Below are 13,477 nucleotides of genomic sequence, written 5' to 3'. Positions count from 1 at the left end.
CTAAGATACTAAGGTGTTTTTACCATATCTCTCTTTGTCAAAGTTTAAAACTTTGACAAAGATTAAATTAAAAATCCGTTTATTCTTTTTAACGAATAAACGGATTTTTTTGATGTTTGTCAGTTCGGGCGAAGTCGAGAACCATCCAGCTTTTTACTTAGTAACTTAGAAAAAAAACTCAGAACCTTAGTATCTTAGACCTTTAGCAACTTCCTTAGTCCAACACATTCAAAATCTTCAATCCAAACACCACACCATTTTGCTGAATGCCGCCTTGATAAGAATGCACGTAATCGACCCTAAATAATTTGAATTTTCCGAAACCAAGATTGTCTAGACCAACCGTAAATTCAGAATAAGGTTTGCGATCCGGAATTGCCAGCGAATGAAATCCAAGATTCATGGTTGATTTTAAAAGATTCAAAAGCGGAATTTTATTCATCACATATCCCATGTCATTGTGTTCTAAATGCATTTCAAAATAACTGTCGTTTGTGCTGTTCGTATAATAAGGCATTAAATTAAAAACATTTAAATAACGGCCGCTTGTGCCAATATGCGTTTGGTTTCCGTTAAAATGGCGGTAATCTATAAAAGAGATATTCTCAGCATTAAAGAATTTACCCGCTTTAAAATTCATTCCTAAAGTACCTTTGTTTCCAAGCGGTAAATCGTATTGAACAGAAGAACCGATTCTTTCGTATTCATATTTCTTTTCGCTTCCTGCAAATGCTTTTTCGAATGCAATAACTACAGTTGGATATTTACCATCTCTAAAATTATATCTTCCGTCAGGTCTTGAAATGTATTTGTTGCCAAAATTAATTCGGGCACTTACACTGGTTTTAAACAAATGATGCTGTTCAAATGGAGCTGTAGTAAAATCATTTGGAGCAAGCGGATTATTAGAAGAATATAAATCATCTCTTTTAAAAAAAGAATAATCAGTCGTATTAAAAAGAGGTTTTCGCTGTTCATAAGCTGCTTTAGCGTACAGATTGACTCCGTTTAAAACATTTTGCGAATAGTTAACCTGAGCATATTCTAAATTATACAATTTCATATAATTGTCTTTAAAGAACAAAGAACTTATAGAGTTGACTAATTTAGAAATTGGCTGTCCGCTGTTAAACTGCTCCGTTTTTGTTCCTCCTGATATTCCAAGAGTGGCATAATTTATATTGTTGAATTTATGAGTCAATTGCCCGGTTACGCGGAAACGTTCATCAGAAAATCCGTAGTTAAAAGTGGTGCTGACAGAAGTTGTTTTTCCTTCTTCCTCATTGCCTTTTTTAAATGAAAATCCGGAATCTAAATTAAATCCCTGAACCGTATTAAAGCTTAAAGAAGTAAGCTTTAGTAAGCCGTCATAATTAAATGAATATTTTTTGAACGTATTTTTATAATCATAACCCATCAAGACATCCAAAACTTTAAACTTATTGTTTTTTGCATCGATAGAATCAGTGTATTTTCTGGATGTTCGAATCGTTAAAAGACTGTCTTTTTTAGTGTAATCGCTGCTTTCTTCAATCGTTAACGGAATTGGTCTAATTTCATTCCAGAAAGCATTGTCTTTTTTATTCGCATTGGTTTCAAAAGAGACAATTTCGTTTCCAAAAGTTTTTTTCTCGAAAGAAGATGGAAATTCATAATTAGAATAAACATAATTGAAATTTCCAGAGAATTTTATACCAAAAATACCCGCATTAAAAGAAAGAGTCTGCGCATTTTTAGACCAGATTTTGTTTTGCATATTGTAACTAAAGCTCTGTTTTAAATTCATGACTTCAGTAAACTCATTTTTCATGCGATAGCCTTTTATGTCTAAATCTATAGCATAAATGGCAAAACTATCATCGACTATATAAATGTAGCCTTCAAAAACAGGTTCTTTATCTCGTTTAGGGATAACTTTAATTTTATAAATCTGTTGGTTATTATCATTGTAAGATGTGCCTTCTAATTTGTATTTATAGTAATTGAAAGCATTATCGGCAATAGGAGAAATCATTTTAATATCAAACTTCACCGTATTATCATAAAAATCATAAGTAGATAAAGCTGCAGTATTGTAGCTGTATCCGCGGTTATTTCCTGATATTTTCGATGCAATAATTTTCTCTTTTAACCTGGCAGGTTTTTCAAAAGTAATTTTCGAAACCGTTTCAGACAAATATAAAATTCCGGTTCCGGTCGAATCTAAATTTGAAGCCATGTCCGGGCTAAGATCTACTTTTTGGCCTAAGATTTTTTTAGGAAGATCTTTCACTTTAAACATACCTTTCGAATAAAAATCGGCTGTATAACGTCCGGTTTTATCTGAGTTTTCTTTTTTGTTTGCTATTGCACTTTTTATAATAGCATTTGCAGGATTGATTTTAGGATCAATAACAACTTCATTTAGCGAGAAACTTTCTTCTTGAAGTTTAACATCCAAAATGGCTGTTTTCGTTGCTGCAAGAACAATTTTCTTTTGAGTTTTATAGCCTAAGTACTGAAAAATTATTGTGCTCCCCGCAACTTCTTTTACGTTGAGCTGATATTTTCCCTGCTCATTAGAAGTGGTGCCGCGATAAGTGTTTTCTTCAAAAATAGAAACAAACGGCAATGGATTTCCTTTTTCATCGGTTATAGTTCCTTTGATTTGGGCAAAATTGGAAATCGAAAATATAAAAAAGGCGAATAAAGTAAAGTTTCTCATGAAAGTGGTTTCTCTCACAAAAATAAAAGAAGTTGAAAATGAGGTTACTAATAATTTGTTAAATTAAATAGATTCAAATTTCTTTGCACCGTCAGGCTGAGCGGAGTCAATTGTCAGGCTGAGCGTAGTCGAAGCCCTCTTGTTTCCATAAGCCTTCGACTACGCTCAGGATGACATTCGTTAATCAGGTTTTTACAAAAACGACTGAATCGCCAATTCGTAGCTTTTTAAACCAAATCCCAGAATAACTCCTTTAGCATTTCCAGATAAATAAGATTGATGTCTAAAACTTTCTCGGGCATATGTATTTGAGATATGTACTTCGATTACCGGAGTTGTAACGGCTTTTATAGCATCGCCCAAACCAATGGAAGTATGTGTATAAGCACCTGCATTTAGAATTATTCCGTCAAAAGTAAAACCGCATTCCTGAATTTTACCAATCAATTCGCCCTCAATATTACTTTGGTAATAAGAAAGTTCGACGTTTGGAAATTTTTGTTTCAACGTTTCAAAGTAATCTTCAAAAGTCTGGCTTCCGTAAACTTCCGGTTCGCGTTTTCCTAAAAGATTCAAATTGGGTCCGTTGATAATGCAGATTTTCATGTTTAATTATTTATGTTGAAGTATTAGAATTGTCACTAGTTTTTGCAATTGCATTGAAATTGATTTTTGCAATTGTCATTGAACTTTGTAAAAATAAAAAAACCGCTCTAATAAACAGAACGGTTTTTGTAAAAGTATGTGATATTCTTTTAGAACATGTAACCAGCTGAAAGTTGGAATACAGAGTTTTTAAAGTCAGCTTCTTCTGAAATCTCAGTTAGACCAATTCCGTAGCGAGCTTGAACAAAAAGACCTCCAACGACTTTTAATCCTAAACCTGCATTAAGAGAGAAGTCAAAAGTTTTTGGATCTGCTGCATCAAATTCCTTTTTATTACTTACAAGGAAAGAGGCTTGTGGACCAAGTTCTAAGCTAAGAGATTTTGTCATGTAGATTTTTGCCATTACAGGAATAGCAATATATCCCATTTCGTTTTTAAAATCCTGTACAGCACTTTTGTATTCTGCTCCTTGTGTAGTATACAAAAGCTCTGGCTGAATAGAGAATTTTTCTAATAACTTAAGTTCTGCGACTAAACCAGCGTGATAACTGGTAATACCTTCTTTATCAACAGAGATTCCGTTAAAACCAGAACCGCCTGTTTGGTTAGCAAAGTTAACTCCGGCTTTAACCCCAATTTGTACAAATTGAGCCTGAATTGTAGCTGACGTTGCTAGGAACAATACAGCTGCTAAAAGTATTTTCTTCATAAAAAGTGTTTTTAGTGTTTGGTATTTAAATGTTATTCTTTAGATCAAAACTACATTATTTTGATTTTATTGTTTTATATCTGCCTTTATATAATTATTAAAATTTACATTTTTTTTAAGATTTAAATACAGTTTTCTTGACTTTGGTTTGCTAAATGACTGAAATACAACCGAATATTTGTAATTAAATTCTCGCTTATTTTGATATTTAAAATAGATTAAAATATTTTTTTTGATAAGTAAAATCTTAATTTTATATCTAAAACTTAAAAATGCATGCCAAAGGAAAGAGGTAATTTTAGTATAGTTTTTAAAATCATAATGCGAATTTCATTCTTTCAAAAAATCAGAATTAAAACATAATTTATGTTCAATTAACAATTTAGAAGCTTATTACTATTTTATTTGTTAAATTCCAAATTAGTTTTTATGAAGAATATATTTATATTTGACTATTAAATTTAACCAAAACAAATTAAAATGAAGAAAATTATTTTAGCTGCAATCGCAGTGATGGCATTTAGTTTTGCAAATGCGCAGGAAACAAGATTTGGAGTAAAAGGAGGTCTTAACCTTACGACTTTTGCTGGAGGAAATTATTGGGATGCTAAATCTTTGGTAGGTTTTCATGTTGGAGGTTTTGCTGAAATTAAAATTATCGAAAGATTATCTATTCAGCCAGAGGTTTTGTTCTCTACTCAAGGGGCTAAATTAGAAGGACCTTTTGATTCTGATTTTGATGCTAAATTAAATTATATCAATATTCCAGTTTTAGCTAAATTTTATGTTACAAAACAATTTACTGTTGAGGCTGGTCCGCAATTAGGATTTTTAGTATCTGCTAAACAAGAAGGTGAAGATGCTAAAGATTTTTATAAATCTGTAGATTTAGGTTTCAATTTTGGAGTTGGATATAATTTTACTGAAAATGTTGGTGTAGGTCTTCGTTATACTGTAGGTTTATCTAATGTTGGAGATTATGATAGTGAGGATTTCGATGAATATCTTGACAGCCCAAAAAACAGTGTTTTAGCTTTATCTTTAGCATATAAATTCTAATTAGAATTCTAAAATATTAAAAAACCTTCCTAAATCAGGAAGGTTTTTTTATGCTTATTTAGAAGGGTTTCCATTTATGTCTTATTTTAATAGTTAATTGACTTTTAGAGTAAGTTTAATCTTTTGTTTTTAATTTTATTCGTGAACTTAATTAAAATTTAAAAATAAAATGAAGAAGATTATTCTAGCAGCAATTGCAATAATGTTATTTGAATTTGTTAGTGCACAAGAAACACGATTTGGAATAAAAGGAGGAGCAAACCTTTCAAGTTGGACAGGAGATACTAACAACGTTAATCTAAATCCTAAATTTGGATTTGTTATAGGAGGTTTTTCTGAAATTAAGTTGACAGATAAATTTGCATTACAGCCTGAACTTAATTACTCTACACAAGGTACAAAACTAGATAATTTCGTCTTTTTGCAAAATTTACATTTTGACGACTTTGAATTACCAACTGCAGACATAAAGTGGAATCTGGCGTATTTAAATATTCCTGTAATGTTTAAATACTATATAGTTAATAAATTTAATATAGAAGCAGGCCCGCAGATTGGTATTTTACTTTCTGCAAAAACTAAAACAAAAATAGAGGGAATTAATCAAACTAGTGAAATGGATGTTAAAGATTTTTTTAAATCTATTGATTTTGGTTTAAATTTTGGTGCATCTTATGATTTTACAGAAAATGTTTCAATTGGAGCAAGGTATAATTTAGGATTGTCTAATATCGCTAAAACAATAGATGGCGATAAATCAAAACTTCATAACAGTGTTTTAGCTTTATCTTTAGCATATAAATTCTAATTAGAATTCTAAAATATTTAAAAACCTTCCTAAATCAGGAAGGTTTTTTTTATGCGGTGGCTTTTTTACATAAATACTATTTTATTTGTTAAATTAAAAATACCAGAGTAAAAGGTATATTTTTATATTTGACTTAATTATTTAACCAAAAACAAATAAAATGAAGAGAATTTTTTTATCTGCTATTGCAGTTATGGCATTTAGTTTTGCAAACGCTCAGGATGGACACTTTAAAGTTGGAGCACACGCTGGTGTGGTTTTAGGTGATTTAAGTGATTCCTACTCTGCTAACTTAGGTGTTGATGTGGCATATCTGTGGAATGTTGCTGACAAATTCAGCGTTGGAGCAACAACGGGTTATACTGCCTATGTTCCTAAATCTAATAACTATAACTTTGGCTTTGGACAAGTTGAAATTAAAAGTCCTAATGCCGCTTTTATACCAGTGGCGGCAACTGCACAATATTCAATAACAGACAATTTGTTTGTTGGCGCTGATTTAGGGTACGCAATTTATGCCTCAAGCGGAGACGGAGATGGAGGAGTTTTGTATCAGCCAAAATTTGGTTATCAAAATCAGAAAATTGAATTGTTTGCGTCTTATAAAGCAATATCTGATGATGCTACGCTTTCTTCTTTGAACATCGGATTCAATTATAAATTCTAATTTATAGTTTACTTTATTTTCAAAACCTTCCGTAATCCGGAAGGTTTTTTTATGCCCAAAAAATGTTTTACTTTGTAAATATGAAATGGAATAATTATATAAAAGATTATCAATCGTATTTAAGGATAGAAAGAGGTTTGTCTAAAAATACAATTGAAAATTACAGCTTTGATATAGAACGGTTATGCCTTTTTTTGGAGGTCAATCAAATTGATGTTTCTCCCATAAAAATTACCGATGAAACGGTGCAGCAATTTATATATGCGGTTTCTAAAGAAGTAAATCCAAGATCGCAGGCAAGAATTATTTCAGGTCTAAAAAGCTTTTTCAGCTATTTGGTTTTTGAAGATTATCGAAATGATAGTCCATTAGAGTTAATAGAAAGTCCAAAAACAGGAAGAAAGCTCCCAGATACTTTGTCGGTTAAAGAAATCGATGCGCTTATTGCGGCAATTGATTTAAGCAGTAATGAAGGAGAAAGAAATAGGGCCATACTGGAAACTCTTTACGGATGCGGACTTCGTGTCTCTGAATTGGTTTCGCTAAAAATATCAGATTTGTTTTTTGATGAAGGTTTTATAAAAATTACCGGAAAAGGAAATAAAGAACGTTTTGTGCCAATTGGAAAACTGACTAAAAAATACATCGAAATTTATCAAGATGAGATTAGAGTGCATCTTAATATTAAAAAAGGCTGTGAAGATACTCTATTTTTAAACCGAAGAGGAAGTCAGCTTACGCGTGCTATGATTTTTACTATTATAAAGGATTTGGCGGTAAAGATCAATTTAAATAAAAGCATCAGCCCGCATACTTTGCGCCATTCTTTTGCTACACATTTACTCGAAAATGGAGCCGATTTAAGATCGATTCAATTAATGCTTGGACATGAATCTATTACTACAACCGAGATTTATGTTCATTTAGACAGGAGTTTCTTAAAAGAAGTTATGCATTCTTACCATCCGCGTAAATAATTTTTTGGTATAGGTGTTAATTTTTAAGTCAAAAATTAATATCTTGTATTAAAATTTTACATTAAAGCGAGTAAAATAAGCTGATTTTTGAGCATTCTTTGGCTTGAATTAGTGTTTTATTATTTACTTAAATAGCGATATATGGTTTTTGATTTATACAGTAATGAGGATTGCTTAGAAATAAATAATTTTTACAGAAAGTTGTTTGCCGAAATGCCTGATCTGCTTTTTCAGTTTGTTGTAGACCGTAATAACCATTACACTTTTCCTTTGGTTAGTAAGTCGGCAGATGAAATTTTTGAGTTGTCTGTAAATGAATTTACAGATATTATCAAAGTGACTATTTACGAACGAATTTTAGAGCAGGATCGCGATTTGTTTTTTCAATCTTTGGTCAAGGCCAGAAAGGAGATAGAGCCATGGCAAGTTGAATTTAGAGCTGTTTTGCCTAAAAAAGGACTCAGATGGTTTAAGGTCACGGCCAAAACAGAATTGTCGACAGACGGAAGAGTAAGCTTTTTTGGACATGTTTCTGATATTACCGAATTAAAAGATAAAGAAGAAAAACTTCGTATTTCTGAAGAAAGATTTCAGTTTGCTCTTGAAGCATCTACCGCCGGGATCTGGGATTGGGATATGGTGACCAATAATGTTTTTTATTCTTCTCTTTCGCTTAAAATTTTAGAACTGGAGTCGGCAGATATTTTTGATGATCCGGAGCGCTGGGACAAAATCGTGCATCCCGATGATCTTCCAAAATATTACTCAGATATCCGAGAGCATTTTGATAATAAGATTCCCTTTTATGAAAATTACCATCGCGTGATGACTTCCAGTGGTAATTATAAATGGATTCTGGATAGAGGAAAAGTAATTGAAAGGGACGAAAACGGAAAACCACTGCGTGTGATTGGTACTCATACGGATGTTTCAGCTCAAAAAGAAAAAGAATTGGAGCTGTTAAAAACAATGAAATTGTACAGCGACCAAAACAGCCGCTTGTTGAATTTTTCGCATATTGTTTCTCATAATTTAAATACACAGGCGGGAAATATAAAATCGATTTTAGATTTTATTGATGCCGATGGTGACAAAGAAACAGTAACAGAAATGCTGGAACATCTGCGGACGGTTTCAAATGATTTAAATGAGACAATTTCTAATTTAACACAAATTGTAAAAACACAAAGTAACATCAATATTGCCGTTGAGCCTTTGAAACTGCATGAGTATATCGAAAAAACAATTTCAACGATAAAAGGCTATGATAAGCAAAAGAAAGTGACGATTGTAAATAACGTGCCTCAATACTTAACCATAAATTTTAATCCGGCTTATCTGGAAAGTGTCTTGTTGAACTTTACCACTAATGCAATAAAGTATGCGCATCCGGATCGTGATCCGCTTATTGTTTTTGATTTTGGAATTGAACCAGAGGGATACAAATCATTAAAAATTACAGATAATGGTTTGGGAATTGACTTAAAAGTATATGGTGATTTATTATTCGGGATGTATAAAACCTTTCATAAGCATAATGAAGCAAGAGGAATTGGATTATATATCACCAGAAATCAAATTGAAGCCATGAAAGCGACCGTTTCTGTTGAAAGTGAAGTAGGAGTGGGAACAAGTTTTAAAATCGTCTTTAATGATCTTTAAATTATTTATAATAAAAAAGGCTGTCCGATGAAGACAGCCTTTTTTGGTTTTATATAAAATGAGAATTACTTCGCAATGTTAACTGCTCTTGTTTCTCTGATTACAGTAACTTTTACCTGACCCGGGTAAGTCATTTCAGTTTGAATTTTTTGTGAAATCTCAAATGATAAGTTTGCTGCATTATCATCAGAAACTTTTTCGCTTTCTACAATTACACGTAATTCTCTACCAGCCTGAATTGCATAGGCATTTTTTACACCGCTGAATCCGTAAGCTACATCTTCAAGGTCTTTTAAACGCTGGATGTAAGAATCCAGAACCTGACGTCTTGCGCCTGGTCTTGCACCTGAAATAGCATCACAAACCTGAACAATTGGAGACAATAACGATTTCATTTCGATCTCGTCGTGGTGGGCTCCAATAGCGTTGCATACTTCTTCTTTTTCACCATATTTTTCAGCCCATTGCATACCTAATAATGCGTGTGGTAAATCACTTTCTGTATCCGGAACTTTACCAATATCGTGAAGTAAACCAGCTCTTTTAGCCAGTTTCACATTTAAGCCTAATTCGGCTGCCATGATACCACAAAGTTTAGAAACTTCTCTTGAGTGCTGTAATAAATTTTGTCCGTAAGAAGAACGATATTTCATTCTACCCACTACTTTAATTAATTCCGGGTGTAAACCGTGAATTCCTAAATCGATAACAGTACGTTTACCAACTTCGATAATTTCATCATCGATTTGTTTAGCTGTTTTAGCAACAACTTCTTCAATACGTGCCGGGTGAATACGTCCGTCAGTTACTAATTTGTGTAAAGACAAACGTGCGATTTCTCTACGAACCGGATCAAAACAAGAAAGAATAATAGCTTCTGGTGTATCATCAACAATGATTTCAACTCCGGTTGCGGCTTCAAGAGCTCTAATGTTACGACCTTCACGGCCAATGATACGTCCTTTTACATCATCAGATTCAATGTTGAATACAGAAACGCAATTTTCAACTGCTTCCTCAGTTCCAACTCTTTGAATAGTATTAATGATGATTTTTTTAGCTTCTTGCTGTGCAGTAAGTTTAGCCTCTTCAATCGTGTCCTGAATGTGAGACATAGCTTTGCTTTTAGCTTCGGCTTTTAAACCTTCTACTAATTGCTCTTTTGCTTCTTCTGCAGAAAGACCTGAAATTACCTCAAGCTGCTGTAATTGACTTTTGTGTAATTTGTCAACTTCAGCTTGTTTTTTGTCCAGAACTTCAATTTTATTGTTGTATTCAGCAGTTTTAGCTTCAAAATCGTCGTTAACTTTTTTGGCTTTCGAAAGTTCGTTAGAAACTTGAGATTCTTTATCGCGCACTCTTTTTTCTACTTCGGCTACTTTTTTATCGCGTGCCAAAATAACTTGTTCGTGTTCAGATTTTAATTCGATAAAACGCTCTTTTGCCTGAAGGATTTTATCTTTTTTAATATTTTCGGCTTCTAAATTAGCGTCTTTTAATATTGAAGCAGCTTCTTTTTTAGCGTTTTTGATTAGGTTTGAAATATTACTTTTCTCGATAATTTTAGCTATTGCAAAACCTGCCGCAATACCTACAATACCAATAATGATCGTTATGATGTCCATGTTTGTTAGGGTTTATATATAAAAAAAGCCTACATTAATTGCTTGAATAAACTCGTAAAGACAAGTTTTGAGCTAACTCACTGTTCAAGTTTCCCGGTCAAAGCTGGGCATACTATAGTAGCGACGATTTGCTCATTCTAAATTGTTAGTGTTGAGTTTACCAATTGTGAACTAATGTAGGCAGTATCTTAGTTTCTGTAAAGAACGTTTAATTTTCGAGATATTGATCTAAAAGCGAATTTAATCTTTTAATTCTTTCAATGGTTTCTTCGCCATCGATTGCGTTATCAATTTGTTTTTGTTCCACCTGCGATGCAAATTGCAGTGCACACATGGCTAATACATCTTGTTTGTCGCGAACTGCGTAACTTTCTTCGAATTGCTTGATCATAGCATCAATTTTTTTTGAGGCGCTTCTAAGGCCTTCTTCCTGAGCGGGTTCAACCGTTAACGGGTAAACGCGGTCGGCAATTGATATTTTAATTCTAAGCTTTCCGTCCATATTTCTAATCTGATAGTTGTGCTATACAGTAATCAATTTCGCGAATTAATGAATTTATTTTAAGCTTTGTCTCTCTCTTGTTGTTATCGCTGCCAAGCAACGAATTGGCTATTTTAAGTGTTTCATATTGCTTTTTCAAAGCTTCCATTTCTTCAGATTGTTTCTGGATAATTTGCACGGCTTTGGCTAATTCTAATCGTAAATCCTGATTGTTTTTTTCAAGGCCTTTTGATTTTTCAAAAAGCTTCTCGACTTTATATTCAAGAGTATCAATTATTTCGGCAATTACACTCATTATAAATCCTATTCATTACTTAATCATACAAAGTTAGTATTCCTTTTTATTAATGCAATTTTTTCTCGATTTTTTTGCATTAAAAATAGACAAATAAATGAAATTCAATCAATTGTGTTTTTGTGGGTTTTTACTCGGTTTTTACCTGTTAATTTTTTATCTTAGCAAAAATGTTACTTATGAAATTTACAATACTTGCCTTTTTATTTAGCCCTTTTCTATTCGCCCAGACACAATATCCTAAAGATTATTTCCGTCCGCCCCTTGATATTCCTATGCAGTTATCCGGGAATTTTGGAGAGTTAAGGCCCAATCATTTCCATGCAGGTTTTGACTTAAAGACGAATCAAAGAGAAGGATTAAATGTGTATGCGATTGCTGATGGCTACGTGTCAAGAATAAAAATTTCGACTTTTGGAAACGGAAAATGTATTTACATAACGCATCCAAATGGGTACACATCGGTTTATGGACATTTGCAGACAACAGTTGGACCAATTCAGGATTATGTAAAGAAAACTCATTATAAAGAAAAAGCATACGAAATTGAAATGTTTCCAAAACCAGACGAACTTCCGGTTACAAAAGGACAATTAATAGCGCTTTCCGGAAATACAGGTTCTTCAGAAGGGCCGCATCTGCATTTTGAAATCCGCGATACCAAAACAGAGTTTGTAATCAATCCGATGTTTTTTGGTTTTGATAAAAATATTAAGGATACCAAAAAACCTACGCTTTCCAGTTTGTATGTTTACCCTTTAGATAATGCAACGGTTAATCAGTCTAAACAGCCTTTGCTTGTAAATATGACGCTTCAGAAAGACGGAACTTATTTAGCAGGGAAAGTAAAAACAAACGGAAAAATTGGTTTTGGAATTAATGCCGTTGATACCGATGATGTATCTCATAACAAAAATGGTGTTTTTAATGTTTCCAGCTTTTTAAACGGAAACCAGAATTACAATTATCAGTTTAATACGTATTCTTTTGATGAAATGCGATATATCAATGCTTTTATTGATTATTCCAGATATAAAAAAACAAGTCAGCGCATTCAGAAACTTTTTATGAATACGCCTTTTGCATTAAGTATTATTAAATCAGATTCTCTTCGTGGGATAATTTCGGCTCAGCCCAATCTGGCGTCTACTTACAGAATTGAGGTTTCTGATTATTTCGGAAATCAAAATTCAATTACAGTTCCAATTGAGTATGATACTGCAACACCGCTTGTGCAGGCAGAACCTGTTACATCAAAATATTTTATTAAGTACAAAAAGGATTCTAATTTTGAAAAAGATAATATGTCTGTTTTCTTTCCGGCAGGAACTTTCTACGAAGATTTTAATATGAATTTTGATGTAAGAAACAATAAAATTTATATTCATGATGATACGGTTCCTGTACATTCAAACTTTACCATTACGATTAAAGACAGCACTTATCCGGAATCTCTGCGCGATAAACTTTATATAGGAAGAGGCAGCAGCTATAATGGAACTATTAGAAAGGGAGATGTTTTTACTGCCAAGGCCAAAATACTGGGACAATACGGCCTGGTTCTCGATACAATTGCACCGGTTATTAAAATTACAAAACCTGTAGAAGGGAAATGGATCAGCGACCAGAAAAAAATTGATTTTACAATTAATGATTCTTCTTCCGGAATAAAGTCTTATAACGGATACTTAAACGGAAGCTGGGTTTTATTTGAATATGAAAACAAAAACAGAAGAATTACACATACTTTCGATGATCAATACCTGACTGAAGGTGAAAACTTTTTAAAAATTGAAGTAGTTGACAATGTAGGAAATTCTACTATCTTTGAAACTCATTTTTTTAGAAGTCAACAAAAATAA

Annotated in this window: 12 protein-coding genes; 6 read left to right on the top strand and 6 right to left on the bottom strand. The window is 32.7% G+C overall.

The genetic code is table 11. The features are described from left to right. Positions 1–214: 214 nt before the first annotated feature. The 3 genes from BKM63_RS02015 to BKM63_RS02005 all read right to left on the bottom strand — a co-directional run bounded on the left by BKM63_RS02015 (position 215) and on the right by BKM63_RS02005 (position 4,020). Entirely contained in the window at positions 215–2,704 is a 2,490-nt protein-coding gene (locus tag BKM63_RS02015) for a DUF5686 and carboxypeptidase regulatory-like domain-containing protein (RefSeq protein WP_071634996.1), read from the bottom strand. 192 nt (positions 2,705–2,896) lie between these two features. Continuing rightward, positions 2,897–3,310: a type II 3-dehydroquinate dehydratase gene (gene aroQ / locus BKM63_RS02010; protein WP_071634995.1), complete on the bottom strand. Its 414-nt coding sequence runs from the start codon at positions 3,308–3,310 to the stop codon at positions 2,897–2,899. A 149-nt stretch (positions 3,311–3,459) separates the two neighbouring features. Beyond that, on the bottom strand, positions 3,460–4,020 hold the full coding sequence (locus BKM63_RS02005) for a porin family protein (RefSeq protein WP_071634994.1): 561 nt from the start codon (positions 4,018–4,020) through the stop codon (positions 3,460–3,462). A 480-nt stretch (positions 4,021–4,500) separates the two neighbouring features. On the opposite strand from BKM63_RS02005, the gene BKM63_RS02000 reads away from it, so the two are divergent. The 5 genes from BKM63_RS02000 to BKM63_RS01980 all read left to right on the top strand — a co-directional run bounded on the left by BKM63_RS02000 (position 4,501) and on the right by BKM63_RS01980 (position 9,193). Beyond that, positions 4,501–5,079 (top strand): porin family protein, encoded by a 579-nt coding sequence (locus BKM63_RS02000; protein ID WP_071634993.1) that lies wholly within the window; start codon positions 4,501–4,503, stop codon positions 5,077–5,079. A 169-nt stretch (positions 5,080–5,248) separates the two neighbouring features. Continuing rightward, positions 5,249–5,887, top strand: a complete 639-nt coding sequence (locus BKM63_RS01995) for a porin family protein (protein ID WP_071634992.1) — start codon at positions 5,249–5,251, stop codon at positions 5,885–5,887. Between the two features lie 160 nt (positions 5,888–6,047). Beyond that, positions 6,048–6,554: a hypothetical protein gene (locus BKM63_RS01990; RefSeq protein WP_071634991.1), complete on the top strand. Its 507-nt coding sequence runs from the start codon at positions 6,048–6,050 to the stop codon at positions 6,552–6,554. Positions 6,555–6,634: 80 nt separating this feature from the next. After that, entirely contained in the window at positions 6,635–7,531 is an 897-nt protein-coding gene (gene xerD, locus BKM63_RS01985; RefSeq protein WP_071634990.1) for a site-specific tyrosine recombinase XerD, read from the top strand. 141 nt (positions 7,532–7,672) lie between these two features. Beyond that, positions 7,673–9,193: a sensor histidine kinase gene (locus BKM63_RS01980; protein ID WP_071634989.1), complete on the top strand. Its 1,521-nt coding sequence runs from the start codon at positions 7,673–7,675 to the stop codon at positions 9,191–9,193. Positions 9,194–9,258: 65 nt separating this feature from the next. On the opposite strand, the gene rny is transcribed toward BKM63_RS01980, so the two are convergent. The 3 genes from rny to BKM63_RS01965 form a co-directional block, all read right to left on the bottom strand. Continuing rightward, positions 9,259–10,818 carry a ribonuclease Y gene (gene rny, locus BKM63_RS01975; RefSeq protein ID WP_071634988.1) on the bottom strand — a complete coding sequence of 520 codons (1,560 nt, stop codon included), beginning with the start codon at positions 10,816–10,818 and terminating at the stop codon, positions 9,259–9,261. Positions 10,819–11,026: 208 nt separating this feature from the next. Beyond that, a complete protein-coding gene (locus BKM63_RS01970; RefSeq protein WP_012022231.1) occupies positions 11,027–11,320 on the bottom strand; it encodes a cell division protein ZapA in 294 nt (97 codons plus the stop codon). Positions 11,321–11,324: 4 nt separating this feature from the next. Continuing rightward, entirely contained in the window at positions 11,325–11,615 is a 291-nt protein-coding gene (locus BKM63_RS01965) for a hypothetical protein (RefSeq protein ID WP_057124074.1), read from the bottom strand. A 179-nt stretch (positions 11,616–11,794) separates the two neighbouring features. Here BKM63_RS01965 and BKM63_RS01960 point away from each other — a divergent pair, with 179 nt between their 5' ends. After that, entirely contained in the window at positions 11,795–13,477 is a 1,683-nt protein-coding gene (locus BKM63_RS01960) for a M23 family metallopeptidase (RefSeq protein ID WP_071634987.1), read from the top strand.

Origin of the sequence: Flavobacterium johnsoniae (genome assembly GCF_001879205.1) — a bacterium.
GTDB lineage: Bacteria > Bacteroidota > Bacteroidia > Flavobacteriales > Flavobacteriaceae > Flavobacterium > Flavobacterium johnsoniae_A.
This window is presented reverse-complemented; position numbering and strand designations above follow the sequence as displayed.